Origin of the sequence: Agrobacterium cavarae (assembly GCF_004310285.1) — a bacterium.
Classification (GTDB): domain Bacteria; phylum Pseudomonadota; class Alphaproteobacteria; order Rhizobiales; family Rhizobiaceae; genus Agrobacterium; species Agrobacterium cavarae.
On sequence record NZ_SISF01000030.1, the window covers coordinates 223791 to 250632 of the forward strand.

General features: G+C 57.3%; 26 protein-coding genes. 10 read left to right on the plus strand and 16 right to left on the minus strand.

Features of this window, described 5'->3' with window-relative positions:
• Nucleotide 1 precedes the first annotated feature (1 nt).
• The 4 genes from EYC79_RS12650 to EYC79_RS12665 all read right to left on the minus strand — a co-directional run bounded on the left by EYC79_RS12650 (nucleotide 2) and on the right by EYC79_RS12665 (nucleotide 3623).
• Nucleotides 2-577, minus strand: a complete 576-nt coding sequence (locus EYC79_RS12650; RefSeq protein ID WP_113226572.1) for a TRAP transporter small permease — start codon at nucleotides 575-577, stop codon at nucleotides 2-4.
• Nucleotides 578-689: 112 nt separating this feature from the next.
• A complete protein-coding gene (locus EYC79_RS12655; protein ID WP_113226571.1) occupies nucleotides 690-1664 on the minus strand; it encodes a sialic acid TRAP transporter substrate-binding protein SiaP in 975 nt (324 codons plus the stop codon).
• Nucleotides 1665-1740: 76 nt separating this feature from the next.
• Nucleotides 1741-2439, minus strand: a complete 699-nt coding sequence (locus EYC79_RS12660; RefSeq protein WP_130978214.1) for a FadR/GntR family transcriptional regulator — start codon at nucleotides 2437-2439, stop codon at nucleotides 1741-1743.
• Nucleotides 2440-2555: 116 nt separating this feature from the next.
• Nucleotides 2556-3623 (minus strand): Ldh family oxidoreductase, encoded by a 1068-nt coding sequence (locus EYC79_RS12665; protein WP_130978215.1) that lies wholly within the window; start codon nucleotides 3621-3623, stop codon nucleotides 2556-2558.
• A gap of 124 nt (nucleotides 3624-3747) precedes the next feature.
• On the opposite strand from EYC79_RS12665, the gene EYC79_RS12670 reads away from it, so the two are divergent.
• Nucleotides 3748-4749, plus strand: coding sequence for a GntR family transcriptional regulator (locus EYC79_RS12670; RefSeq protein ID WP_113226568.1), 1002 nt, complete (start codon nucleotides 3748-3750; stop codon nucleotides 4747-4749).
• Nucleotides 4750-4803: 54 nt separating this feature from the next.
• On the plus strand, nucleotides 4804-5922 hold the full coding sequence (locus EYC79_RS12675; protein ID WP_130978216.1) for a mandelate racemase/muconate lactonizing enzyme family protein: 1119 nt from the start codon (nucleotides 4804-4806) through the stop codon (nucleotides 5920-5922).
• A 16-nt stretch (nucleotides 5923-5938) separates the two neighbouring features.
• Here EYC79_RS12675 and EYC79_RS12680 read toward each other — a convergent pair whose 3' ends face one another.
• The 8 genes from EYC79_RS12680 to infC all read right to left on the minus strand — a co-directional run bounded on the left by EYC79_RS12680 (nucleotide 5939) and on the right by infC (nucleotide 13861).
• Nucleotides 5939-6454: a flavin reductase gene (locus EYC79_RS12680; protein WP_130978217.1), complete on the minus strand. Its 516-nt coding sequence runs from the start codon at nucleotides 6452-6454 to the stop codon at nucleotides 5939-5941.
• Between the two features lie 302 nt (nucleotides 6455-6756).
• On the minus strand, nucleotides 6757-7746 hold the full coding sequence (locus tag EYC79_RS12685) for a Bug family tripartite tricarboxylate transporter substrate binding protein (protein ID WP_130978218.1): 990 nt from the start codon (nucleotides 7744-7746) through the stop codon (nucleotides 6757-6759).
• A gap of 211 nt (nucleotides 7747-7957) precedes the next feature.
• The gene (gene pheT, locus EYC79_RS12690; protein WP_130978219.1) at nucleotides 7958-10381 is read right to left on the minus strand and encodes a phenylalanine--tRNA ligase subunit beta; all 2424 of its coding nucleotides are present in this window, start codon (nucleotides 10379-10381) and stop codon (nucleotides 7958-7960) included.
• Nucleotides 10382-10406: 25 nt separating this feature from the next.
• Entirely contained in the window at nucleotides 10407-11489 is a 1083-nt protein-coding gene (gene pheS / locus EYC79_RS12695; protein WP_130978220.1) for a phenylalanine--tRNA ligase subunit alpha, read from the minus strand.
• Entirely contained in the window at nucleotides 11482-12354 is an 873-nt protein-coding gene (locus tag EYC79_RS12700) for a BUD32 family EKC/KEOPS complex subunit (protein WP_113175845.1), read from the minus strand. The genes pheS and EYC79_RS12700 overlap by 8 nt, the downstream gene beginning before the upstream one ends.
• Nucleotides 12355-12480: 126 nt before the next feature.
• Nucleotides 12481-12885, minus strand: coding sequence for a 50S ribosomal protein L20 (gene rplT / locus EYC79_RS12705; RefSeq protein ID WP_027674723.1), 405 nt, complete (start codon nucleotides 12883-12885; stop codon nucleotides 12481-12483).
• Between the two features lie 40 nt (nucleotides 12886-12925).
• Complete coding sequence (gene rpmI / locus EYC79_RS12710; RefSeq protein WP_027674722.1) at nucleotides 12926-13129, minus strand: 50S ribosomal protein L35; 204 nt, start codon at nucleotides 13127-13129, stop codon at nucleotides 12926-12928.
• 195 nt (nucleotides 13130-13324) lie between these two features.
• The gene (infC, locus tag EYC79_RS12715) at nucleotides 13325-13861 is read right to left on the minus strand and encodes a translation initiation factor IF-3 (protein WP_111847509.1); all 537 of its coding nucleotides are present in this window, start codon (nucleotides 13859-13861) and stop codon (nucleotides 13325-13327) included.
• Nucleotides 13862-14040: 179 nt separating this feature from the next.
• Between infC and EYC79_RS12720 the strand changes: the two genes are divergently transcribed.
• Together EYC79_RS12720 and EYC79_RS12725 are read left to right on the plus strand one after the other, a co-directional pair.
• Nucleotides 14041-14853, plus strand: a complete 813-nt coding sequence (locus tag EYC79_RS12720) for an alpha/beta hydrolase (protein ID WP_130978221.1) — start codon at nucleotides 14041-14043, stop codon at nucleotides 14851-14853.
• A 205-nt stretch (nucleotides 14854-15058) separates the two neighbouring features.
• Entirely contained in the window at nucleotides 15059-15673 is a 615-nt protein-coding gene (locus tag EYC79_RS12725) for a transglutaminase-like cysteine peptidase (protein ID WP_062423626.1), read from the plus strand.
• 36 nt (nucleotides 15674-15709) lie between these two features.
• On the opposite strand, the gene EYC79_RS12730 is transcribed toward EYC79_RS12725, so the two are convergent.
• A complete protein-coding gene (locus tag EYC79_RS12730) occupies nucleotides 15710-16633 on the minus strand; it encodes a DMT family transporter (RefSeq protein WP_130978222.1) in 924 nt (307 codons plus the stop codon).
• Nucleotides 16634-16767: 134 nt separating this feature from the next.
• On the opposite strand from EYC79_RS12730, the gene EYC79_RS12735 reads away from it, so the two are divergent.
• Entirely contained in the window at nucleotides 16768-17205 is a 438-nt protein-coding gene (locus EYC79_RS12735; RefSeq protein WP_062423624.1) for an Lrp/AsnC family transcriptional regulator, read from the plus strand.
• Nucleotides 17206-17208: 3 nt separating this feature from the next.
• Here the strand turns inward: EYC79_RS12735 and mbfA are convergent, their stop codons facing one another.
• Nucleotides 17209-18192 (minus strand): iron exporter MbfA, encoded by a 984-nt coding sequence (gene mbfA, locus EYC79_RS12740; protein WP_130978223.1) that lies wholly within the window; start codon nucleotides 18190-18192, stop codon nucleotides 17209-17211.
• A gap of 389 nt (nucleotides 18193-18581) precedes the next feature.
• Between mbfA and EYC79_RS12745 the strand changes: the two genes are divergently transcribed.
• Together EYC79_RS12745 and EYC79_RS12750 are read left to right on the plus strand one after the other, a co-directional pair.
• Nucleotides 18582-19697 (plus strand): Gfo/Idh/MocA family protein, encoded by a 1116-nt coding sequence (locus EYC79_RS12745; protein WP_130978224.1) that lies wholly within the window; start codon nucleotides 18582-18584, stop codon nucleotides 19695-19697.
• A gap of 102 nt (nucleotides 19698-19799) precedes the next feature.
• Nucleotides 19800-20411: a flavodoxin family protein gene (locus EYC79_RS12750; RefSeq protein WP_130978225.1), complete on the plus strand. Its 612-nt coding sequence runs from the start codon at nucleotides 19800-19802 to the stop codon at nucleotides 20409-20411.
• A 98-nt stretch (nucleotides 20412-20509) separates the two neighbouring features.
• On the opposite strand, the gene EYC79_RS12755 is transcribed toward EYC79_RS12750, so the two are convergent.
• Complete coding sequence (locus EYC79_RS12755; protein WP_130978226.1) at nucleotides 20510-21058, minus strand: cupin domain-containing protein; 549 nt, start codon at nucleotides 21056-21058, stop codon at nucleotides 20510-20512.
• 148 nt (nucleotides 21059-21206) lie between these two features.
• On the opposite strand from EYC79_RS12755, the gene aptA reads away from it, so the two are divergent.
• Complete coding sequence (aptA, locus tag EYC79_RS12760) at nucleotides 21207-22541, plus strand: omega-aminotransferase AptA (RefSeq protein ID WP_130978227.1); 1335 nt, start codon at nucleotides 21207-21209, stop codon at nucleotides 22539-22541.
• A 130-nt stretch (nucleotides 22542-22671) separates the two neighbouring features.
• Here aptA and EYC79_RS12765 read toward each other — a convergent pair whose 3' ends face one another.
• Nucleotides 22672-24096, minus strand: a complete 1425-nt coding sequence (locus EYC79_RS12765; RefSeq protein WP_130978228.1) for an FAD/NAD(P)-binding protein — start codon at nucleotides 24094-24096, stop codon at nucleotides 22672-22674.
• Nucleotides 24097-24437: 341 nt separating this feature from the next.
• On the opposite strand from EYC79_RS12765, the gene repA reads away from it, so the two are divergent.
• Nucleotides 24438-25652: a plasmid partitioning protein RepA gene (gene repA / locus EYC79_RS12770; RefSeq protein ID WP_082479330.1), complete on the plus strand. Its 1215-nt coding sequence runs from the start codon at nucleotides 24438-24440 to the stop codon at nucleotides 25650-25652.
• On the plus strand, nucleotides 25649-26662 hold the full coding sequence (gene repB, locus EYC79_RS12775) for a plasmid partitioning protein RepB (protein WP_130978229.1): 1014 nt from the start codon (nucleotides 25649-25651) through the stop codon (nucleotides 26660-26662). The genes repA and repB overlap by 4 nt, the downstream gene beginning before the upstream one ends.
• Nucleotides 26663-26842 lie beyond the last annotated feature (180 nt).

The following is a 26842-nucleotide window of genomic DNA, read 5'->3' on the forward strand; positions in this document are numbered from 1 at the left end:
CTCAAATCTCCTCGCTCGTCTGGAATTCTTCCGGCCGCTCGAGAACCGAATAGCCGCGACGCTGATTGGCCACGAAGACCTGGATCGCGCGCAGGAACATCAGCACGAAGGCGCCGAAGACGGTGTAGAAAACGATGTTGCGCGGCAGCGCCACGGTAACCATTTCCTCATCGGCGACGATCTCTAGATAACGCCACATCAGCCATGAGCCGTAAGCGAAGAAACCGATGCGGATGATATCGACCGCGATCGCCATGATGCGCGTCACATGCGGCGGCAGGTAATGGTAGAGAACATCGACCTGGATGTGGCGCGACATGCGCACGCACATGACCGAGCCAAGGAAGACGACCCCGATCAGGCAGTTGACGGCGATTTCTTCCGTCCAGGCATAGCTGTCATTGAGGACGTAACGGGTGAAGAACTGGAGAAAGACGCATCCCGTCATCATCCAGAAAAGAGCGAGCGTCAGCCAGTCCTCGAAGGCATAAACGGAAAGGTCGGTATCGGGAGGTGCCTCGTCAAAGGTGTGGGCAAGCTCCTCGGGCGTAACCTGAGTATGGATTTCCTGCGTCATTGAAATGTTCCGGTTGGAGCATCGGCGCGAGCAGCAGATTCACAATGCGCTCGTCTGCCGGTGCTGAAAACGACAAGGACGGCGCGGAGACGAGCCCCGCGCCAGGCGCAATTTACTGAACGGCGCGGATCGCTTCCCAATCGGCCTTGTTGTATCCAAAGTCTTCGAACTTCACCTTGTCGAGCACATTCTTTTCGAAGTCGGCCTTATCGACCTCGGTCACCGTCAGGCCACGCTTCTTGAAGTCGTCCACGAGTGCCACTTCACGCTCCTCGATGATCTTGGTCGTCTTGGTCGCAGCCTCCTGCATCACGTCGACGAAGATTTTCTTGTCTTCGTCTGACAGGCTCGCCCAGCGAGACTTGGAGATCACCGTATTGAGATGGTCGACAATGTGGCCGGTCAGAACGATGTTCTTCTGCACTTCGAAGAACTTCTTTGCCTCAATGGTCGTCAGCGGATTTTCCTGCGCGTCGACCGTGCCGTTTTGCAGCGCGAGGTAGACTTCGGCGAAAGCGATCGGCGTGGTGTTGGCGCCGCAGGCGCGCGGCATGGCAAGATAGGCCGGCACATCCGGAACGCGCATCTTCACGCCGTTCAAGTCGCTGCACTTCTCGATCGGCTTGTTCGATGTCGTGTGACGCGTCCCGTAGTAGCTGACCGCCGTAATGACGTTGCCGGTCTTGTCCTCGTAACCCTTGGCAAGACGCTTGAAGACATCGCTCTTGGTGTAGGCGATCAGGTGCTCCGGATTGCGGAAGATGTAAGGGAAGTAGGTGACGCCAATTGGCTTGGAATCGCGCGCTGCGAAGCTGGAACCGGAAATGATGATATCGACCGTGCCGAGTTTCAGGCCCTGGTTGATATCGGCTTCCTTGCCGAGCTGCGATGCCGGGAACACGTCGATCTTGTAGCGACCCTCCGTGCGCTTCTCGATCTCCTTCGCCGCCCACACCGATTCCGTGTGAAACGGTTCTGTGGTCTCGTAAACATGGGCCCATTTCAGCACGGTCTGCGCCTGCGAAGACAGCGCAGAGGCCATGATGATGGCTGTGGCACCCAGCAGGCTTCTCAATCTGAACGTCATTTCTGTCTCCTCCCGAAATTGTGTCAGATGTTGCTTCTCTACCGCCGCGTCGAACGCGGCAGCACCTTACCTCCCCTCAAGCCTCCTCTCCGAAGCTTTGAGAAAATCTCTTTTGCGACTGGTTGAGATGTCGCTGCATGGCAGCTTTCGCCGCCTCCGGATCGTTCGCGGCAATCGCATCACGGATAACCACATGCTCCTCAAGCGCCAGGCGCCAGGTCCGCGGCCCTTCGAAATGGCTGGCAAGACGCTCGAAGTAAGGGGTCATGCGGCGGTCGAAGATATGTCCGGTGAAGCGATGGAGTGTGACATTGCCGATGATGTCGGCGATCGCCAGATGAAACGCCCGGTCGTGAACCAGCATCTTTACCGCGTCGCCGATGGCATCTTCCATCCGCTTCAAATTCCCATCCAGCAGAGCGACATGCGAGGCATTGGCGCGCTTTGCCGCCTCTTCGGCAATGCCACCTTCAATGATGCTGCGCGCCTGGAGAATTTCGAAAGGCCCGTCGCTGTCGTCCGCAGGCAAGATCGAGTGCGCTTTCGGACGTTGGCTTACATAGACCCCTGAGCCCATGCGGATCTGGATGTAGCCTTCAACTTCCAGCACGATCAACGCTTCGCGAACGGTCGGCCTTGAAACGGCAAACCGTTCGGCAAGATCGCGTTCTGCCGGAAGCTTGGCTCCGTCCGCGATTTCACCTGCCTCTATCAACCTCCTGATTTGATCCGCCACCTGCCTGTGGAGGCGACGCGGCTCAAGCGCCACAAACATGATATCCCCTCCCGCTGCGGCATCTGGTAAAGTGGTCTTACCAATCATCTCCATTAAGGCTGTTTCGCCGATGAAGTCAATTGGCAAACGTGGATCGCGCCTCCGACCCCGTCACATCAGGCAAATGGCTGCGTAATACCCAACCGATTTGCCAGATCTGCGAATGACTGCCGCGTCGCCGGGTCCAGGACGACACCTTGACGCTCCCTTTCGGCCGCGACTTCCCATTCGCGGTCCCCTGGCGCCATCACCCGCGCGCCCTCACGTGCTGGCGAGTTTCGCAACGAGTCCAGATAACGCGTCATCGCTCCCTCGAAGACGCTTTTCTCCAGAAATGCCTCAGGCTTCAGCGCAAGAACGAAGGCACCCATACCGCGTGGCGTGGAAAAATCCGGGCCACCCATGGATGCGATGTCGAAGCTGAGCTTCATCCCGGTCAACACCGCGCTGAAGATTTCCGCCACACCGCCAAGTGCTGCGCCTTTGAAGCCGAATTCGCCACCAAGCGGCGCAAGCATCGCCGCGGCATACGGATCCTTGGTATCATGGCCGCCTTCGTCCGAAGCGGTCGCATCGGGCAAAGGCTGACCAAGGCTCCGATAGAGCAGCACACGGTTATAGGGGATGGAGCTCGTCGCCATATCGAGAAGCCACGGATTGTCTCCGGTGGACGGAACACCAACCGCAATCGGATTTGTGCCGTGAAAACGCTGCGCGCCGTCGTGCAAACGCACGAAGCTATCGGAGTTGCAGAAGGTGATGCCGATAAACCCTCGCTTCGCCGCTTCCAGCGAATAGGCCCCAGCGGGACCAAAGTGAGAGGTGTTGCGAATGGCAACCGCCCCGATGCCGAACTGCGTCGCAAGCTCGGTGGCGTGGGTCATCGCCGTATAGGCAGCCAGCGCTCCATGCGCATCATCTGCATCCAACGTTTCGACAGCGCCCAGCCCAGCCACCTTGCGAAGGCGGGGTGTGCGGTTGATGCGTCCACCCTGCATGGCAGTCACGTAATGGTCGAGCAAACGGACGCCGTGGCTGTCCACGCCATAGCGTGTTCCATGCATCATGGCACGCGTCGCCGCATCCGCCGTTGGGGCGTCCGCACCACAGGCGGCGAAGACCGCGCGGCAGAACCGGTCCAGCAATATCAACGGGACATGGGCGCGCGCCTCGTCTTGCAGCATCCTGGCTTCTCCTCTTCAAAATGTCTTATGCATACACTAGACATTGTTTTTTGGCCGTGCAATCCCTGTAGCGCTAAAAACGATCGCTGGTCGGCCACGAGACCGAGAGTGAGAGAGGAGAACGATGAAGAGCGCTACGACTGGAATCGCGCCCCGCCTGTACCGCAGAGCCTGCGACCTTCTGGCTGCAGACATCGCCAATGGCGTCATCGTTCACGGTACGAGGCTGACCGAAACCATGGTTGCCAACCGCTTCGGCATCAGCCGCGCACCCGCACGCCAGGCGCTGGCGGAACTGGAGCGTCTTCATCTCGTGCGCAAGGCCGAGAGCCGCGGCTATGATGTCGTGGCAAAAAGCAGATCGGTGCCGGAGATAGGCACAACCGGTGAGAGTTCGGCCCCCACGACCGACACGATGCGCATGCAGCCGAGATCCAGTTGGGAACTTATCTACGACAATATCGAGATCGAGATCGTCTCGCGCACATCGCTCGCAGATTGGCGGATCAATGAGGCGATGCTGGCCAAGCATTATGGCGTCAGCAGAACCGTGGGGCGCGATGTCGTTGCGCGTCTGCAGCAGCGCGGTATCGTTCACAAGGACGAGAGCGGGCGATGGTATGCACCGGCGCTCACGGCCAAGCATATCGACGAACTCTATGAGCTTCGCTGGATTCTTGAGCCGATCGCGCTGGAAAAGGCGGCCGCCAATTTTCCGGACGGACTGCTGCTCTCCTTGCGCAAAAACGTCGCGGACGCAATCCAGTCGGTCGACAAGATCGACGGCGAGATGCTTGATGCGCTCGAACAACAGTTGCATGTCGAGCTTCTCGGCTACTGCGAAAACGCATCGCTGATGCGTGCCATCAGCCTGCCGCAGGCGCTGCTCGTCGCCCACCATTTTCTCTACCACTGGACCATAGGGCTCTTCGACACCGAGCCCTTCCTGCCGGAACACCTGGCGATTTTCGACAGCCTTCTGGCAGGCGATATCGAAGGGGCGAAAGCCGGGCTGACACGCCACCTGCAAATCTCCAGAAGCCGCGCGATGATGCGCATCAAAGCCGTCGCGGAGGTCATTTCGCCTGACGAGCTGCCCTATCTCGAGAAGATGGAAGGCGGCTGAGCAGCAGAATTCCACAAGACATACCACCCGATAACCGGAGGAGGGTTATCCGTCATGAGAATCGCATCTATCCACCCCTTCATTCTTCATTTGCCACTGACGTCCGATTCCATTTCGGACTCGACCCATTCCATCACCCATTGGGGCGTCGTCGGCACGAAGATCGTCACAACGGATGGGTTGGAGGGTTACGGCTTTACCGGCACGCACGCACATCTCGCCTCGGACCGGCTGATCACTGCCTGCATTCGCGATTGCTATGCGCCTCTTCTGATTGGCGAAGATGCCAATGACCATTCGCGGCTCTGGATGAAGCTTGCCCGCTATCCATCGCTGCAATGGGTGGGCCGTGCAGGCATCACCCATCTGGCACTCGCCGCGGTCGACGTCGCGCTCTGGGACATGAAGGCGAAGAAGGCGGGCCTTCCGCTGTGGAGCTATCTGGGCGGAGCCCGCACGGACAAGCTGGAAGCTTACAATACCGATATCGGCTGGCTCTCATTTACAAAGGACGCTTTGATCGAGGGGGCGACAAGAGCCGTCGAACAGGATGGTTTTACCCGGCTAAAGATTAAGGTCGGTCACGACGATCCGAATGTGGATATCGATCGGCTGACGGCGGTTCGCAAGCGTCTTGGCGGGTCAGTGCGCATCGCCATCGACGGAAATGGCAAATGGGATCTGCCGACCTGCCAGCGTTTCTGCGCGCTCGCACGGGATCTGGATATCTACTGGTTTGAAGAGCCACTCTGGTATGACGATGTCGGCAGCCACGCAGCCCTCGCCCGCAACACAGCAATTCCGATCGCGCTCGGTGAACAACTCTATACGGTCGATGCCTTCCGCTCCTTCATATCAGCGGGCGCGGTCGCTTATGTTCAGCCGGACGTGACCCGGCTTGGCGGCATTACCGAATATATTCAGGTGGCGGATCTGGCCCTGGCGCATCGCCTGCCTGTCGTGCCGCATGCAGGCGAGATGAGCCAGGTCCATGTCCACTTGAGCTACTGGCACCCCGCATCAACTATCCTCGAATACATTCCCTGGATCAAGGATCACTTCGAGGAGCCGGCAGATGTTCAGGGCGGCGTCTACAATCGGCCGCAACGCCCCGGCGCGGGCACGACGGTGCTGGAAGAAAGCTTCTCCCGTTTTGGCAAAAGCATAGGCTGAAGCGCCAGTGGCGCGTTTAGAGCGTGCGATAAGCCCGCTTGAAATAAAGCAGCGCCTCTTCCCCTTCTCCTACGGCAGTATCGACCACATCGCATATGATGATGTCGTGGGTACTGCCATCATGGATTGCGCGAACACGGCAATCGAAGGAGGCGAGTGCGCCTTTCAGAACCGGTGCACCGGTTTCGAGCGACGACCACTCCCCACCTGCAAAACGCTCCTCCATCGGGGTCTTGCCTCCGAAGAGCTGGCTCAATGGCTGCTGATCTGCCGAGAGCGTGTTGACGCACACGACGGCGTTCTCAAACAACATCCGGTACGCCGATGAACTGCGATTGATGCAGACGAGAAGGGTTGGGGGATTGTCCGATACGCTACAGACGGCGGTGGCGGAAAACCCCGCCCTGCCTGCCGGTCCATCTGTGGTGACGATATTGACGGCGCCGGCAAGCTGCGACATCGCGTTTCTGTAGTCCAGGCTGCGTTCTTCCGCAGTCTTGATCCCCATTTCGGCTTCCTTCTTCAAAGACATGGCTTTGCATCTAAGCCCTGCTTTCCTAACAAGTTATCTAACCAAGCATACAGAGAGACACTTTCGCAGCAATAGCAGGTTTTGGAATGACCGCTGCATCGGCGGAGATTTCGCGCATAGCAGACATGCCTATGATGCAAAGCGAAGACTACACCGTTGGGCCGACTTCCTGGACAAGCCGCGATTTGCGCCCTGCTCGCTCGATATTTCCGTTTGGGTCTCGCACGGGAGTAACCTAAGCCGATGAAACGCAAAACGCCGCGCCTACAAGGAGACGCGGCGTTTGCTTCACCCAAAATGGATCAGTCCATCTGGACGTTGGCTTCCTTCACCACTGGACCCCACTTGGCGATTTCTTCCGAAACGTGGGTCTTCAGCTCTTCCGGTGAAGAGCCTACGATCTTGGCGCTGAAATCTGCCATGCGCTTTGCAACGGCAGGATCGGCCAGTGCCGTCTTGGCAGCTTCGTTCAATTTGGCAATTGCCTCGGGCGGCGTTCCGGCCGGTGCAAAAAGCGCATTCCAGGTGTAGGTCTCATACCCCGGCACGGTTTCGGCAATGGTCGGCACATCCGGGAAGGAGGACGCCCGCTCCGCCGTCGTCACACCCAGCGCCTTCAGGGTGCCGGATTTGATATGTGCGGATGAGGACGGCAGGTTGTCGAACATGATCGAAATCTGATTGCCCAGCAGATCGTTCAATGCCGGGCCGGAGCCCTTATAGGGCACGTGCTGCATATCGACGCCGGCCATGCTCTTGAACAGCTCACCAGAAAGGTGAAGCGGCGTGCCGTTACCGGATGAGGCATAGGCATGCTTATCCGGCTCTTTTTTCAGGAGCGCGATCAGCTCGGCAACATTGTTGACCGGCAGCTGCGGATTGACAACCAGCACGTTCGGCACGACCACCAGCAGCGAAATCGGTGCGAAATCCTTTTCAGGATCATAAGGCTTCGTCTTGAGAATCAACGGGTTGAGGGCATGTGTCGCCACCGTACCCATGAGGATCGTGTATCCATCGGGCTCGGCGCGCGCAACGCGGTCGGCACCGAGATTTCCGCCGGCACCGGCGACATTCTCGACGATGATCTGCTGGCCAAGCGTGTCACCCATCTTTTGGGCAATGACGCGCGCAACGACGTCGGTGGAGCCGCCTGCCGCAAAAGGCACGACGAGCGTGATCGTGCGCTCGGGAAAAGCCTGCGCATGAGCGCCTGTGTTGAACGTTAATAAAGCTGCCGCCGATGCAGCAAGCATCAATGCTGCACGGCGTTTCAAATACCCAATTGCCATAAAATCTCCTCCTCACGGCCCAACGGCCTGGGAGGCATAGTACTAAAAGCGACGACCGTAGCAACCTCTACATGCGATCTCAGCTTTTCCAGGAGTCAATTTGTTATGAAATACACGCATGACGCGTTTCTTATATTTGGATGGCTATTCTGAGCAATAAAAAACCCGCCGTGAAAGCGGGTTTTTCAGCATCATGACATGGAGTAAAGGATTACGCGCGAAGCACGCCGCCCGTTGTCTTCTCGACATTACCGACGATCTTTGCAGTCAAGGCTTCAAAGTCCTCGTCCGTCAGGGTCTTGTCCATCGGCTGGATCTGAACTTCGATCGCAATCGACTTCTTATTCTCACCGAGCGACGCGCCTTCGAAGACGTCGAAAACATTCACGCCGGTGACGAGCTTGCGATCGGCGCTGGTTGCCGCCTTGATGATGGCGCCCGCCTCGACCGACTTGTCGACCACGAAAGCAAAGTCGCGTTTCACCACTTGGAACGGTGAAAGCTCCAGCGCCGGCTTGGTGCGCGTTGCCTTCTTCTTCGGTTCTGGCATGGCGTCGAGATAAATCTCGAAGCCGCAATAGGCACCGGAGACATCCAGAGCGCCGAGCGTCTTCGGATGGAATTCGCCGAAGTAACCAAGAACGACCTTCGGACCCATCTTGATCGTGCCGGAACGGCCAGGATGGTACCAGGACGGAGCACCGGCCTCGATCTGCACATTCGCCATCGGCAAACCGCAGGCCTCGATCACGGCAAGCGCGTCCGCCTTGGCATCGTAGACGTCAACGGGCTTTACGCCGCCCTTTGCTGTGTTCGACCACATGCGGCCTGCACCGGCAAGCGATGCGGTGCCGCGGCGAACGCCACCGGCGACGCGCCGCTGGCCTTCCGGCGTATCGCCCTCATAGGTTCCCGACACTTCGAAGATCGCCACATCGCCATAGCCCTTGTCAGCATTGCGCTGGGCTGCGGTCAGAAGACCGGGAAGCAGGGAAGGCCGCATGTCGGACATATCGGCAGCGATCGGGTTGGCGAGCTTGAGCGCGGAGGAGCCGCCGCCGAAGAGCTTCGCCTGCGCTTCCGGAATGAAAGACCAGGTGACGGCCTCCAGCATGCCGCGGCTTGCAAGTGCACGGCGAGCCGTGCGCGTGCGGATCTGCAGCGTCGTCAAAATGCGTCCGTTGATGGCGCCAAGGCTCTCAAGCGGCTCTGGCTTGATGTTATCGACGCCGTGGATACGCATGACCTCTTCCACCAGATCCGCCTTGCCATCGACGTCTGGACGCCATGAAGGCACCGACACGGAAACACGCTCGCCGGAGCCCTCGATGCCGAAACCGAGACCTTTGAGGATCGCAAGGCTTTCTTCCGCCGAAACCTCGAGACCCGTCAGGCGCTTTACCTCGGAGAGTGGGAAATCGATCCACTTCGGCTCGAAGCCCTTGTAGCCGACGACCTTTGCTTCTCCAGCCAAACCACCGCAAAGCTCGAGCACCAGTTCCGTCGTGCGCTCGAGGCCCGGCACCATATATTCCGGATCGACGCCGCGTTCGAAACGATAGCGCGCATCGGTGATGATGCCGAGAGAACGTCCGGTCTTGGCAATGTTGATCGGATCCCAGAGTGCCGACTCGATCAGTACATCGACGGTATTCTCGTCGCAGCCGGAATGTTCGCCGCCCATGACACCACCGATGGACTCGAGCCCGTTGTCGTCGGCAATCACCACATTGTTTGGACCGAGCTTGTATTCACGCTGATCGAGGGCAAGGATCGTTTCACCTTCTTTCGCGCGCCGCACGACGAGATCACCCTTGACCTTCGCCGCATCGAAGACGTGCATTGGACGGCCCTGATCGAAGGTCATGTAGTTGGTGATGTCGACCAGTGCGTTGATCGGGCGCAGGCCGATTGCCAGCAGGCGCTGCTGCATCCACTTCGGGCTGGGGCCATTCTTCACGCCGCGCACGATGCGAAGCGAGAAGCCCGGGCAGAGAGCCGCATCATCAAGCTCCAGCTTGACATCGACCGGCGTAGCGCCCTCGACCTTGAAGCTCGGTGCAGGCCGCGTCTTCAACCTGCCGAGACCGGAGGCCGCCAGATCACGTGCGATGCCATAGATCGAGGTGCAATCCGGACGGTTCGGCGTGAGGTTGATCTCGATGACCGGATCGTCAAGCCCGGCATAGGACGCGAAAGACGTGCCGACCGGCGCATCTTCCGGCAGATCGATGATGCCATCATGATTGTCGGACATGTTGAGTTCCTTTTCGGAACACATCATGCCGTGGCTTTCGACACCGCGGATCTTGCCGACGGAGAGCGTAACATCGATGCCCGGAACATAGGTCCCCGGACGCGCCAAAGCGCCAACGAGGCCGGCGCGCGCATTCGGAGCCCCGCAAACGATCTGCACCGGCTTACCGTCACCGGCATCCACCGACAGCACCTTCAGGCGATCCGCTTCCGGATGCTTTTCCGCCGACAGAACCTTGGCGATGACGAAGGGCTTGTAAGCCGCCTTGTCATCGACATCTTCGACCTCGAGACCGATTGCCGTCAGGCGTTCGCAGATCTGCTCCAGAGAGGCATCCGTATCGAGATGCTCTTTTAGCCAGGAGAGCGTGAATTTCATACTATATACTCCTCGACTTGACCGATCAGACGCTCAGACCGCCGAACAGCGTCGGCATGTCGAGCGGGCGGAAGCCGTAATGATTCATCCAGCGAACATCGGCGTTGAAGAAATCGCGCAGGTCCGGCATGCCGTATTTCAGCATGGCGATGCGGTCGAGACCCATGCCCCAGGCAAAGCCCTGATACTCGTCCGGATCGAGCCCACCAGCGCGCAGCACATTGGGGTGCACCATGCCGCAGCCGAGGATCTCCATCCAGTCCTTGCCTTCGCCGAACTTGATGATCGGGCCGGAGCGGTCGCACTGGATGTCCACTTCGAAGCTCGGCTCCGTGAAGGGAAAGAAGGACGGGCGGAAGCGCATGACGACGCTATCGACCTCGAAGAAGGTCTTGCAGAACTCCTCGAGAATCCAGCGAAGGTTTCCGACATGCGCTTTCTTGTCGATCACCAGACCTTCGACCTGGTGGAACATCGGCGAATGGGTGGCATCGGAATCCTGGCGGTAGGTCTTGCCGGGGATGACGATACGGATCGGCGGTTTCTGCGCTTCCATGGTGCGCACCTGAACCGGCGAGGTGTGCGTGCGCAGAACCTTGCGCTCACCCTTCTCATCCGGCTGGAAGAAGAAGGTGTCGTGCATTTCGCGGGCGGGGTGGCCTTCCGGGAAGTTCAGCGCCGTGAAGTTATAATAGTCGGTTTCGATATCCGGGCCTTCGGCAATGGAGAAGCCCATATCGGCAAAGATCGCCGTGATCTCATCGACGATCTGGCTGATCGGATGAATGCGGCCGCGTTCTGCAGGAGACTGACGGACGGGTAAGCTGACGTCGAGCGTCTCGGCCTTCAGCCGCGCTTCGATGGCTGCATCCTTCAACTCGCTCTTGCGAGCGGTAAGAAAGTCCGTCACTTCATTTTTCAGCTGGTTGATGGCCGCGCCGCGTGTCTGGCGCTCTTGCGGCGTCATGGTGCCCAGCGTTTTCAGAAGCTCGGAAACCGAGCCCTTCTTGCCAAGCGCCGACAGGCGCACGGCCTCGATGGCCGCCTCGTCTGCCGCCGCAGCGATCTCCGACATCAGTTGCGATTTCAAAGTGTCCAGTTCAGTCATCTTTTCCTGCCCTGCCGGAGGTCTTGGCCCCGACATCGGTTTCAACAGCATTCTTTAGAAAGTCGGTCGCCACGATAAAGCGTTGCAGATCACTACCCATCTGTACGCGGCCAATCAACCGGGCGAGCGGCAAAAATCGGCCAAGCACACGCACCAGGCGACGCAATTCATCGATGGTCGCCTGTGGTGCATGGGCAGACCATCCGCGATAGGCAGCGCCGAGCGTTGCATCGGTGTTTTCGGCAAAGGCGCTCAGTGGCAAGAACAGCAGCCACAGGTCACGCGCCTGAGCGCTGGCAAGCGGCATGACCGCCTGCGGCTCTTCCTCGAAATCCATGAAGCCGATACGGCCGCCTTTAAGAAAGAAGTCGCGAATATGCGGGCGCCCATGGCAAAGACCGGCGGCGTGAAGCTCGCCAAGCTCGATCGCCGATTGAACCAGCAACCGATCGGGATGTCCTTCGCTTGCCTTGCGCGCCACGATGCCCTGGATAGTCGGCCCCACGTCTTCCAGCACGATGGCGGTATCGGAGGAATAGATGATCGCCGGAACGGTGAAGCCTGCATTGCCGAACTCGATCATCCGGCGCTTTTCACGCGCCATCATCTCGACAGGCGAAAGCACCGGGGAGGGTCTGAGGAACGCGTATGGAAGAAGGCGGGCGGCGAAGCCCTGCAACTTGCTCCACCACCGTGGTTCTTCCGTTCCCTGACGCTTGATCCAGACGGCGCCGGAACTCAGCTCCAGCCGCTGGATGCGCTTTTCGCTCATCAACAGGGTCTGCATGAGCGCAGCAATATCGGCATCTTCCAGATGAACATGGAAGCCCTTTTCCCTCTCGCTCGCATTGGCAGCCTGAAGCATGATAGTCCCGTCGGCGCCAAAGCGCCCAGAGGGCTTCCTTCTGGAAAGGAAGCATTTTCAAACGTAAAACCCGCCCCGGTTGCCCGGCGCGGGTTTCAAATGAACAACAATTTGTCCGCGCCGTAATTACTTTACAGCGGATTCAAACTCGTTGGCCGTACCTGCATCCTTGAGGTACTCAAGAGCCTTCTTCGCGGCGTCGACGAGCGCGCCGAAAGCTGCCGGCTCATGGATAGCCATGTCGGACAGAACCTTACGGTCGACTTCGATGCCAGCCTTGTTCAGGCCGTCGATGAAGCGGCCATAGGTCAGGCCGAATTCGCGGACAGCAGCGTTGATACGCTGGATCCACAGAGCGCGGAAGTTACGCTTGTTGACCTTGCGGTCGCGGTAAGCGTACTGCTTGGAACGGTCAACCGCTGCCTTTGCTGCGCGGATGGTGTTCTTGCGACGGCCGTAGAAGCCCTTGGCTGCCTTGAGTGTCTTGGTGTGCTTGGCGCGGGAAGTTACGCCACGTTTTACGCGTGCCATGTCATGATCTCCTTAAAGTGTCCAAAAATGCGGAAAAGTCTTAGAGACCGTTCGGCAGGTAGTTCTTGACGACTTTTTTGCCGTCAGCTTCGGCCAGAACCATGGTTCCGCGCGCGTCGCGAATGAACTTGTTGGAACGCTTGATCATGCCGTGGCGCTTACCGGCGGCGGCTGCGAGAACCTTGCCGGTGCCAGTGATCTTGAACCGCTTTTTTGCAGCGGATTTCGTCTTCATCTTGGGCATTTTGCTACTCCGTTATTTTGTATCGAAACAGGCAGACGAAGCCCGTTTCAAGCTATTCAAGAACGGCCACGGCATGCCCTGCCGGACCGTTCGGACGCGCGCTTATAACCGCAGTTATGGAAAAGCGCAACGGGGAAGCCAAACTTCCCCTGCGAGAGTGGAAAACGCCGACCTCGATGCCAGCGCGCCCAAGCATTACTTCGGTGCAAGCACCATCATCATCTGGCGGCCTTCGAGCTTCGGCTCGGCTTCCACCTTGGCGATTGTCAAGGTATCTTCCTTCACCTGCTGAAGCAGCTTCATGCCAAGTTCCTGGTGAGCCATTTCGCGGCCACGGAACTTCAGCGTTACCTTCACCTTGTCGCCTTCTTCAAAGAAACGGTTCATTGCCTTCATCTTCACCTCATAGTCATGGGTGTCGATGTTCGGACGCATCTTGATTTCTTTGACCTCGACGATCTTCTGCTTCTTGCGCGCTTCGGCCGCCTTCTTCTGCGTCGAATACTTCAGCTTACCGAGATCGAGAATTTTGCAAACAGGCGGTTCTGCATTCGGCGAAATCTCGACAAGATCAAGACCGGCCTCTTCCGCCATCTTCAACGCCTGGTCCGTCGGCATCACGCCGAGGTTCTGGCCTTCTTCATCAATCAGCTGAATTTTGGGAATGCGAATTTCCCTGTTGGAGCGCGGGCCTTCCTTGACGGGGGCATCGGCTTTGAACGGTCTGCGAATGGTCGTATTCTCCTGATCTGTTTCGATATCGCGTCGGCAAAAACAGCTTGTCGGTGCAAATGGCTGAAATGTCGTGAACGCCTCTGGGAAGTCAATAGCATGGCTTTGCAAAAAAATCACCTCCTGTCGTGGTTTTTACGAATCTGGTCTACAGGGGAAAGAAACGTATGGAGAATAAGATGACGCAGGCACACGAAGCCCCACAGTATATTGTCGTCGGTGAAGGGGACGCCCCGCGCGAGATCGCCATCCTGTCTCGATCGGCGCAAGCGTCGGATCATCGCCCTGCCCTCGTATGGCTCGGCGGCTACCGCTCCGACATGACAGGCACGAAGGCTGTCGAGCTCGATCGCTTTGCGCAACAGGAGGGGCTCGCCTGCGTCCGCTTCGATTATTCCGGTCATGGCGCATCGAAAGGCGAGTTCAGAGACGGCACCATTTCACGATGGCTGGAGGAATCTCTTGCCGTTCTGGACGACAAGGCACCTGAAAGCGTCATTCTGATCGGTTCATCCATGGGTGGATGGATTGCGCTCAGACTGATTGAGGAACTGCGCAAGCGCGGCAAAGGCCCGAACGTCGCAGGTCTTGTCCTTATTGCGCCAGCGCCGGACTTTACTGCGGAATTGATTGAGCCCAATCTGACGGAAGCTGAAAAGGCGTCGCTCACCGAGCGCGGCTATTTCGAAGAGCCATCGGAATACAGCCCCGAGCCCAACATCTTCACCCGCGATCTGATGGAGGACGGCCGCAAAAATCTGGTTTTGAAGGGCGTGATCGATACCGGCTGCCCCGTTCATATTCTGCAGGGCATGCGTGATGAAGACGTTCCGTACCAACATGCCCTGCGACTGATGGAACACCTGCCTGCCGACGACGTGGTCTTGAGCCTTATCCGTGATGGCGACCATCGGCTTTCGCGTCCCCAGGACATCGAAAGAATGCTCAGTGCGGTCAAAAGCCTCGTAGCTTCGGGCACCGCGCGTCTTTAAGGGCGCACAAAGAATGCTCTACTCCTTTGAATCGATGCGCCGTTCTTTCCGAAAATCGATTTCGATTTTCGGGCGGATGCTTTGAGCATTTCGGCAACGCTCTTAACCATAATATTCATCTTGCGTTCATAGAGGGCCCGCTTCCGATTGACACTTACCCCTGATCTCTCTTAACACTTTATTAAGACTTCAAGGGACGGGTTTGATGATGAATGCATCGCAGGCACGGGCGCTGCTCATTGCAGTGGCGGCCGGACTACTTTCTGCGGCCTCCGTGCAGGCTGAAAACAAAGGCAGCCCGGCCATGGTGACGGGCGGCATTACATCGCAGCCGATCGGCCATTACGAATTCTGCCAGAGATACGCATCCGAATGCGATATTCGCAGCAAGCTGACACCCGCTCCTCGCGTGACGGATTATGGCTGGACTGTCATTCGCGACATCAACACCGAGGTGAACACCACCATCGTCGCCATGACCGACCAGGAAGTCTATGGCAAGGACGAGTATTGGGAATATCCCAAGACCGCAGGTGACTGCGAGGACTTCGTGCTGTTGAAGCGCAAGAAGCTGATCGAGAAGGGCTTTGCCGTCTCCGATCTTCTCATCACCGTCGTGCGCAAGCCGGATGGCGAAGGCCATGCGGTATTGACCGTGCGAACCAATGACGGCGACTTCATCCTCGACAATTTGTCGAACGAGGTGAAGCTGTGGACCGACACCAACTACACCTATTTGAAGCGTCAGGCTTCCTTCAACACCGGTCGCTGGGTCTCCATCGAAGATGGCCGTGATGTTCTGGTTGGCGCACTGCGCTAAACAGACAGCATTGGCAAACGCCGCTTAAGTATTCAGTCACCGAAGCGCAGAACGCGATGTCTCACCTGAGGCGTCGCGCTTTGCTTTCAAGCGGGGAACAACAGACCAGCCCAATGTCGAGCCTGCTGCGGCCGCAAGAATGGCAACCACGCCGATGATCTGCAGTGGCTGCAGGTGATGGCCGAAGGCAATACGATCAATCATGATCGCCGCCACCGGATAGATGAAGGACAGGGAGCCGGTGAGGTTGGTCGGCAATTTCTGGATTGCGCCATAGAGCAGAATATACATCAGTCCGGTGTGAACGACGCCAAGCGTCACCAACATCATCCAAGCCTGCGCCTCGATGCGAGGACCCTCTGCCGAAAATGGCATGAGCAGAAAAATGCCGGTGACCACCTGAATGAGCGCGATCAGTTGCGGCGGAACGCCCTTCAATGTCTTGGCGATGATGGCGGCCACCGCATAGAAGAAGGCGGCGGCGAGAGCGAGCGCAATTCCGGCGAGATAGTTTTCACCAGAATATCCGGCACCGGGCTTCGCATAGATGATGGCCAGCGTGCCGACCAACGAGATGGCAAGCCACGCTATCTTATTGAGCGTCAGCCGCTCTGACAGGAAGACAGCGCCCATGGCCACCAGCATAAAGGGTTGGGTATTGTAGACAGCAGTTGCAATCGAAATCGAAGCGCGTGGATAGGCGGCGAATAATAGCAGCCAGTTCGTGACGATCGCCATTCCGCCGAGCACTGCGAAACCCAACTGTTTGCGCGACATGATACCGAGCCGGAAAAATCCCATTGCTGCGCAGATCGGCAGCAGGATCGCCGCGCCGAAAACGCAGCGCCAAAATACGACGCTCGTCACCGGTTGGCCGGACACGACAACAAACAGGCCGATGGTGCCGGAAATCACCATCGCGCTTGCCATTTCAATTACGCCGCGCATCTTTTCAGTCATGGTCAGGCCCTCATTGTGATGCAGGGATCCTAATGGACTTGATTGGAGATTGCCTTGAATTTTAAAAGGCTTTACCTCAAGAATTCCTATCAAAAGAAGGCTGGGATTGGCCTTCGCTTTAAAGGACAAAGCCTATGCTCGACGATGTCGATAAGCGCATTCTGGAGCTTCTGTCGAATGACGGGAGAATGTCTGTCAAGGATCTTGCGCAGCATGTGGGACTGTCGGCGCCGAGTACATCCGAGCGGATCAAGCGGCTGGAAGAGCGGGGCGTCATCCGCGGCTTTACAGTGGAAATCGACCCGGCGAGCATCGGGTTCATGCTCCAGGCCATCATTCGTGTTCGCCCCTTGCCTGGCAAGCTGCATGTTGTTCAGCAACTCATCGAGGCAATCCCTGAGATTTCGGAATGCGACAAGGTGACGGGAGACGATTGCTTCATTGCCCGTCTGCATGTCCGCTCGATCGAGGAGCTGGACACCATCCTCGACCGGATCGCCGACAAGGCGGAAACCAACACATCGATCGTGAAGCTGCAGCCGGTCAAACGCCGGCTGCTTCCTCTATCCTGAAATTTATCCGTGGCCGATGATGATGCCGGCCGCCAGAACCAGCGAGCCGCCGAGGACCACCTGAAACACGGCGCGCAGGAACGGTGTTTCCATGAACCTGTTCTGGATGAAGGCAATCGCCCACAACTCGATGAAGACGACCACGGCGGCAATCGCCGTTGCCGTCCAGAAGTGCGGAATGAGGTAGGGAAGTGCGTGACCGAGACCGCCGACAGCCGTCATGATACCGGACGCCAGGCCGCGCTTTATCGGCGATCCGCGTCCTGAGAGCTTGCCGTCATCATGAGCGGCTTCGGTAAAGCCCATGGAAATGCCCGCTCCGACAGAGGCGGAAAGACCGATCAGAAAGGTTTGCCACGTATCCTGGGTGGCGAAAGCTGCGGCGAAAATCGGTGCGAGCGTCGAGACCGAGCCGTCCATCAGGCCCGCAAGGCCCGGCTGCACATAGGTCAGCAAGAACTGGCGCTTGGAGGTCTCATCTTCTTCCGATCGCGCATCTTCGGGAAGATGCTTGTCGCTCAGCATGCCGGCAATGTCTTTATGTCCCCGCTCCGCTTCGGCCAGATCGCCGAGAAGCTTGCGGGTTTCTGCATCGGTCACGTGGCGAATTGCCTCGTCGTAGAAGCGAATGGCTTGCTGCTCCATCTCTTCGGCCTGCTCGCGGATATGGTCTAGCGACAGCGTATTGATCAACCAGTCCGGCTTGCGCTCATAAAAGCCGCGCACATGCTCGCGCCGAATAAGCGGAATGACATCGCCAAAGCGGCGCTTGTGCATGTCGATCAGGACATTGCGGTGCGCGTGCTCCACTTCAGCCATGTCGTCGAAAATCTTGGCGGATTGCGGATATTGAGCGCGCAAATGATCGGCATAGGACCGGTAGATCCGTGAATCATCCTCTTCCGACGAGATGGCCAGGGCAAGGATCTCCTGCTCGTTGAGAGAGGAGAAGGGACGTTTGGAGGAAGAGAAGAGAGTGCGGAACATCGTGCCATCCTTTTAGAATGATTCTAATTACTCCTGCGATCGGTGCTTCGCAAGTCGTTTTAGAATAATTCTAATAAGGTCTTCTTGCATAGCCGGAAAGCTGAAGGACATGTCTCGCACACCAATGGACCGCCAGTATTCGACCAATGATGGCATGCGAGCAAAGCGCCACAAAACACAAGCGTAGGCAGCGCGCTGACCCAACAGCCATCAACCCATTCGTAGCACCCCGTTTATTGAACAGACTGCCAAACGGAATCCGGATCCGACACGCTTGGGGCAGACCATCATGTCCTTGATCCGGAACATTGCTGAAGGTTCGGCATTCCTCATTGGCAATGCCGCATCCGGCTGTGTTGCTCCCCAATCAAGCGAGTTTCGAGAGCGCAATGCCATCACCAGAAAAGAAAATCCGTTACGCCGTCGTCGCCGGAGGCCAAATCTCACAGCAGGCCTTCATGCCCGGCATCAAGCAAACCAACAATTCCGAGCTGGCAGCGCTTGTAACCGGTGATCCGGTGAAAGCGGACAAGCTTGCAAAACTTTACGGAATAAAACCCTGGTCGTACGAGCAATATGATGAGCTGCTGAAGTCCGGCGAAATCGACGCCGTTTATGTTGCCACCCCAAACTTCCGTCACGCCCCATTCGCCGTTGCCGCTCTCGAGGCTGGCATTCACGTGCTTCTGGAAAAGCCGATGGCGTCGAGTGTCGAGGAGGCTGAACAGATCCTGGCAGCACAAAAGAAAAGTGGCGCCAAGCTGATGATTGCCTATCGTCTTCATCACGAGCCCGGCAATGTCGAGCTTTTCACACGCGCTCGCAATGGCGACTTTGGTGATCTTCGCAGCTTCTCCTCAACCTTCGCCCAGAATGTCGCAGAAGAAAACTCTCGTGGTCATAACGGCTATTGGGGCGGCCCTGTGCCAGACATGGGTGCCTATCCGCTCAATGCAGTGCGCAACCTCTTTGGCAGCGAGCCCGTCGCGGTTCACGCGGTTGGAACCAAGGCCAAAGATCGCGGCTTCAACTTTCATGATACGGTCGCGGTCACCTTGCTGTTTCCGCAAGAGCGCACCGCGCAGTTTACCGTGAGTTACGCAACCGCATCGGCCGAAAACTTCACACTGGTCGGAACAAAGGCGACGGTCGAGGCTTCGCCCTGCTACATGTTCGCGCCTTCCATGGGGATCGCTTACCGCGAAATCACTGACGAGGGGGAGAAGGAACACGTCTTCGAGCCGGTAGACCAGTTTGGTAACGAGACACAGTATTTTTCTGACTGCATTCTGAACGACCGCGATCCAGAAGCCAATGGCGAGGAAGGCTTGATGGACATGCGTGTCCTGGCTGCAGTTGAGCGTTCGCTTGAGACTGGGGAGACCATCACGTTACCCGCAGCTTCACGATCTCGCAGGGTCGAAGCCGACCAGGCGCTTCACTTGGACCCCGCTGAGCAACCATCGGAAGACGAGATGATCAGCATCATTCCCCAATCGAAGTAAATAAGATCCACGCGCCTCCATGCGTCACGAGCAATCTGCGAAACGGGAACAAGCCTTTCGTGTCGCGGTTACGAGACGATGTTCACCTTGGAGGAGACGACAATGGCTTTGAAAGCAATCGCGCTTAATGCAACCTTGAAGGCATCTGGCAGCGAGCCATCATCGACGGATCGCATGCTCGCACTCATTGCGTCGGCGATGTCAAAAGACGGCGTAGAGACCGAAACTATCCGCCTTGCGGATTTTAACATAAAGCCCGGCGTGTCCTCTGATGAGGGCGACGGAGATGATTGGCCGGCGATTCGTCAAAAGGTTGTCGACGCAGATATTCTCATCCTCGGCACACCGATATGGCTTGGACAGCCCAGCAGCGTGTCGAAGCGTGCGTTGGAGCGAATGGACGCGTTTCTTGAAGAAACAGATGACGCGGGCAGAATGGTATCCTATGGGCGGGTGGCTGCCGTAGCCGTTGTCGGCAATGAAGATGGCGCCCATCATGTTTGTGCCGAACTCTATCAGGCCCTGAACGATGTCGGCTTTACGATCGCCGCGAACGCGGTGGCCTATTGGGTGGGCGAAGCGATGGGTAGCACAAACTTTTCCGACCTGGAGCACATCCCAGAAACAGTGGCGAAGGCCGTCGACATGCTGGCCCGAAACACCGTGCATTTGGCGAAGCTGACCAAAGAAAACCCCTATCCAGGTGAAGCGTGAGAACGGGTATTCATATCTTCCTCCACCAAGCGGGCGGCGCCCCTGGTGTCAATCAGGCCATTGATTAGCCGGCTAATGAAAGCGCCTTGATCGGTTTGTTAAAAGCTCGGAGGCGTGCAGGCACTGATCACCTCGCAGGGCACAGGCCCAACGCAGCGAAAAACATGGGGACGCCTGCTTTCGAAATAATAGGCGTCACCCGGCCCAAGAATGCGGCGTTCGTCATCGACGGTGACCTCCAGCCGGCCAGACAGCACGATGCCACCCTCCTCCCCCTCATGCACCAGAGGCACACGTCCTGTACTGGCGCCGGGTTGATAGCACTCTTTAAGAATCTGCAGGCTCCTGCCGAACAGGTTATCTCCGATTTGCCGGTAGGAAATCGGCCCCTTGCCGATCTCGACCAACTCTTCCGCAGCGTAGAACGCCTTGCGCGGCTTGTCCGGCTCGAAGGCGAAAAACTCTGCAAGGCCAATCGGGATGCCTTCCAGGATCCGCTTCAGCGCACCAACGGACGGATTGGCCGAATTTGACTCGATCAGCGAAATCGTCGAGTTGGTCACGCCTGCCCTGCGGGCCAACTCGCGTTGCGACAACTTGTGCATCGACCGAAGATGACGCAATCTGTTGCCAATATCGACGCTCATTGAAATCTCCGCGTTTCACATGTTCGGTATAGCGCAAACATACACCCTTCTACTCAGTTAAAACAATAGGTTAGTACTGAATAGAAAAGGACTTGTTTACAGCCATAAAGTCGCGGATGGATGCATCATCCAAGTCAAGGGGACCCTCATGGACCATCAAACCAAAGCCAACATGCCAAACCTCGCCAATTTCTGGATGCCGTTCACGGCGAACCGCCAGTTCAAGGCGTCACCCCGTCTGCTGGCAAGTGCCGAGGGCATGTACTACACCGATATTGACGGCAACCGGATCCTCGACGGCACAGCTGGCTTGTGGTGCGTGAATGCGGGCCACGGCCGCAAGCGGATTTCGACGGCTGTCGAGCGACAGCTCTCCACGATGGATTTTGCGCCCACCTTCCAGATGGGCCATCCCATCGCTTTCGAATTTGCCGAAAAGCTCGCCGCACATGCGCCGGGCGGTGCCGCTGCCGAACTCGATCGCGTCTTTTTCACAGGTTCTGGTTCTGAATCTGTAGACACAGCGCTCAAGATTGCGATCGCCTATCAGCGCGCCATCGGCCAGGGAACACGCACACGCATCATCGGCCGTGAGAAGGGTTATCACGGCGTTGGCTTCGGCGGCATCTCGGTTGGCGGTCTCGTCAACAACCGCCGCGTTTTCCCGCAGATCCCCGCCGACCATATGCGCCACACACTCGACTTGGAGCGCAACGCGTTCAGCAAGGGTCTACCACAGCATGGTTTGGAGCTTGCGGAAGATCTGGAGCGTCTCGTCGCCCTTCACGGCGCAGAGACGATTGCCGCGGTGATTGTCGAACCGATGTCGGGTTCGGCCGGCGTGATCCTGCCACCCAAGGGCTATCTGGAAAGGCTTCGCGCCATTGCCGACAAGCATGGCATCCTGGTGATCTTCGATGAGGTCATCACCGGTTTCGGTCGTCTTGGTCAGCCATTCGCAACCGATTACTTCGGCGTCGTTCCGGATCTGGTCACGACCGCCAAGGGTATCACCAACGGCTCGATCCCGATGGGCGCGGTGTTCGCGAAGCGCTACGTCTATGATGCGCTGATGCACGGCCCGGAAAACCAGATCGAGCTCTTCCACGGTTACACCTATTCAGGTCACCCGGTTGCCTGCGCCGCCGGCATCGCCACGCTCGAGATCTATGAAGAGGAGGGCCTTCTGACACGCGCGGCATCTCTGGCGCAGAAATGGGAAGATGCCCTCCACGGATTGAAGGGCGCACCGCATGTGGTCGATATCCGCAATCTCGGCCTCGTCGGCGCCATCGAACTTGCCCCGCGTGACGGTGCTCCAGGAACACGCGCTTACGACGTCTTTGTCGATTGCTTCAAGAAGGGCCTTCTTGTCCGCGTTACGGGAGACATCGTAGCGCTCTCTCCTCCACTGATCATCGAGGAAGACCAGATCGATACGATCGTCTCCATGATTGGGGATGCACTTCAGCGAGCTGCGTGATCGCTCAAGCTCTGAAGAAGGTCCGGGGTGAGGAACCCGCCCCGGACCGTATTCGACCAGATTTAGTCAAAATTTAAGAATTTTCATCCCGTTGTAATATAACGACAAAAATCCCCATATCAAAGCAAAGTCACGCTTTGCTTTCTGCACTTCGTATAGCTGTTTTTGCTGGATCTTGATCGCTTTGCGATGCCTCGACTTGAACACGTTGTTCGATCGATTCGGCGACTTTGCGAGTCTGCACGCGTATGTCAGGCACAGCAGTAATTTCCCAAAACTGCCCCGCTGTCAAGGCACCCACAGCGAATAGGTCAGACTGCGGATGCCCGTCGGGCTTGAGAACATGGTTCTGCGCATCGACCCTGATGCCTAGTCCAAGTGGGTCGGTATCGATCATGTTATCTGTGACCATCTGCTGCAGAAGCGGAGAGTGGGAAATGCCAGCTCGCTCCATGCCGGTACAATTTACCAGCCAGTCGAAGGGCAAACAAACCTGGCCCGTTTCACCTCGTTTACGGTAGGTCAGGAAAGGCCCCTCCTCCGCCCTGGCAATACTTTGTACGAAACCAGCGTGAACTTCGACCACATCCTGCTTCAGCAATCCAGCGAAGACCTCATGCACTTGCGGCGCGACCCGGTGCCGGTGAATATTCCACCAGGCAAGGGCATGGCGAAGGAACCGCGCCCGCTTCGGTTCATCCAGGGACTGCCAGAGCTTTTGGGTCTGTGGACGCAAACCATCCATGACAGCACGCCACTCCGCGCCCGCTCTTACAACGCGCCGAAGGTCGGCCATGATCTGACTGATTTCGCTGCATCCTGGATTGAGCTTCGGGTCTACAGGGGTAACAGGCGATGTGCTGTGGCCATGAGGGACAAGGCCTCGGCGCGAGATCACATGGATCTTTCCGCGATGCCCCATATTCCGGAGCGACAAAACCTGATCGATCATCGTCAAGCCGGACCCCAAGATACAGATCGTGTCATCGGGCTGAACCCTGGAGAGCCAGTTGAGACGCCATGGGTTTCGGACGACGCGGCGCAGCAGCGCCATATCGGCCTCTCGAGTTAGCCGCGGTAAACTTGCCGTCCCAACGCCAAGACACAGGACCCCCCTTTTAGCAATCAGCGACGTTCCGTCACTAAGACGAAAGGCGACACGGCCCTCACCAATGGCTGAACACGACATCGCCTTGGCCTTGATGAAGTCAACTCGAATCCGTTGCCTTTGATCTCGAAGAAGGGCGGCGAGCGTATCGCGCAAATAAAGTCCGTAGTCATTTCGGCTGGCAAAGCCAGACCCGTCTACGTCCCGTCCTCGGCTACTCAGCCAATTGAGAAAGTCATCGGAACGATCGACAAAAGCGCTCATTCGCGCTGCTGGTACATTTAACCGATGAAGATGCAGCTCAGTGCGATATGCCGTTCCTCTTCCGAAGCTCGCATCATCGCCGACGATGGCAATCGATGTGCCTGCGGGAAGCAATTGCAAAAGATTGGTTACCAGACTGATCGCTGAAAATCCGGATCCCACCACCGCGACGTCATAGATCATATTGGCCTCCTTGGTATTGCATGATCAACAAAGCTCACGCCAACTCAAAAAGCAAATGAAAGCATCGACACACGCTGAACTGAGATACCGATAGGCAGCGTTGCGGAAATCGGTTAGCCGCGGCTAACACGATGAAGAGGCGATCCGCCTCACGCCTTTGCCAAGCAACCAAACTCTATTTCTGATTCAAAATGCCGTTGTATGACGCTGAAAAGATTCATGTTTGGCTTAAGAAATGCCTATTGCGTCAAAAAGAGAATCGGCGCTTATATCCCAGTTGCGGAAAAATCCGATTTCGACGGAAAAAACCGCAACTGATCTAACGAGCGGAAAAGAGAGAAATGACACCTGGTGCTGACCCCAACATTGCTGAGAGAGCGCCCGATCTCACGAGCCTCATCTTACAGCATTCGGCAGCTTTGTCTGCACAGCTTCAGGCGCACAATGCTCACACATTTGCGCCGTTGTCCGAAAAGACCATGCGCACATTCTCTCCTTCCGAGACAGCAAAGCTGATCGGCATTGGTGAGGCCTATCTTCGCCAGATCGCCGCCGAGATGCCGGACCTCAGCGCATCGCAGAGCGGCGGTCGCCGCAGCTATTCCGTCGACGACATCCACGCGATCCGCAAACACCTAGATCAGGGTGCCCGCGGTACACGCCGCTATCTGCCGCATCGCCGTGAAGGTGAGGCGCTCCAGGTCGTCGCAGTCATGAATTTCAAGGGCGGCTCAGGCAAGACGACCACCTCCGCGCATCTCGCTCAATATCTGGCGTTGCGCGGCTATCGCGTTCTCGCCATCGACCTTGACCCGCAGGCCAGTCTGTCCGCCCTCTTCGGTCACCAGCCTGAATTGGATGTCGGTCCAAACGAAACACTATACGGTGCTATCCGCTACGACGATGAACAGCGTCCTGTCGCAGAAATTGTCAGAGGCACCTACATCCCTGACCTCCACATCATTCCCGGCAATCTGGAACTCATGGAGTTCGAGCACGATACGCCTCGTGCTTTGATGCGCCGCGCGCCTGGCGACACGTTGTTCTTCGCCCGCATCGGTCAGGCAATCGCTCAGGTGCAGAACTTCTACGACGTCGTTGTCATCGATTGCCCTCCACAGCTCGGCTATCTGACACTGTCTGCCCTGACGGCAGCGACCTCGGTTCTCGTTACCGTTCATCCGCAAATGCTCGACGTGATGTCGATGAATCAGTTTCTGGCAATGACCGGCGATCTTCTCTCTGAAATCGGCCGTGCCGGTGCGCGCTCGGATTATCATTGGATGCGTTATCTGGTGACGCGCTTCGAACCGAGCGACGGACCACAGAACCAGATGGTGGCGTTCCTCCGTTCCATCTTCGGTGAGAACGTTCTGAACCATCCAATGCTGAAGAGCACGGCGATCTCCGACGCCGGTTTGACCAATCAGACCCTGTTTGAAGTTGAACGGACCCTCTTCACACGGTCGACCTATGACCGTGCCTTGGAAGCCATGACTAACGTAAATGCCGAAATTGAAGGCCTGATAAAAAAAGCGTGGGGTAGAACCGCATGAGCAGAAAGCAAATCTTCGCCAATCTCGGTGGCACCGGTGCCGATAACAACGAAGCCGCTGCGGACCGTCCGCGCCCACGTATTCGGCCTATTCTCGGCTCGCCGGATCTGGTTACCGATACGGTCAACTCGCCCGTTGGAATGATCGGTCAGTCTCTCAACGAAGTTTCCGAACGCAGCAAGCGTGCCGAGGAAATCGAAAAGAAGCTGGCTGAAGGCCTGGCGATCGTTGCGCTTGATCCTGCCGATATCGATCCGTCCTTTATCCCAGACCGCATGCCGGCATCGCGTGAGGCAGATGTGGGTCTGGTCGAAGCCATTCGTGAGCAGGGCCAACAGGTCCCGATCCTGGTTCGCCCGCATCCAGATAGGCCCGGCCGCTATCAGGTCGCCTTCGGACATCGTCGTCTGCGTGCTGTCGCGGAAATCGGTATTCCTGTTCGTGCCGTCGTTCGTGATCTGACAGACGAGCAGCTTGTCGTCGCACAGGGTCAGGAAAACAACGAGCGCCGAGATCTCAGCTACATCGAGAAGGCGCGCTTTGCACAGAAGCTGCAGCTCAGGTTTTCGCGTGAGACCATCATGGCGGCGATGTCTCTCTACAAGAGCGATCTTTCCAACATGCTCTCGGTCGTAGGCCGCATTCCCGATGACATCGTGGACAAGGTTGGTCCTGCTCCTGGCGTTGGCCGTCGTAACTGGATGGATCTCGCTGATCAGCTGACGTCATCCAAGGTGAATGATGTCGCACGGTCCTTCCTTGAAGACGATCGCATCGAAAGGCTCGCCTCGGAAGAACGTTTCAAGGCTCTGCTGGAGTATCTCAAGCCGAAGGTGGAACCCAAGCGCAGCGGTGTTCTCGCGTCGAAGAGCGGTCAAAAACTCGCGAAGATCGTCGAGACGGACCGTAAGATCGATATCTCCATCGACCGTAAGGAAGCTCCTGAGTTCGCGTCTTTCGTTCTGGAGCATCTGCAGGCTCTGTTTGAGGAGCACCGGTCTAAACAATAGTGCCCGTCTGCGCGAGGTCAACCGAGGCTTTGCGATAGCGACGGGTTCGAACACGACATCCAAGCGCGAGACGGCTTTCTCAAGATTCGACGCGCTTTAACGAAACCAACGAGTGAAACAGAAACAGGAGCATCTGGCCCAAAAGAAAAAAGCCCCCGAACGTTGCCGCGCGGAAGCCTT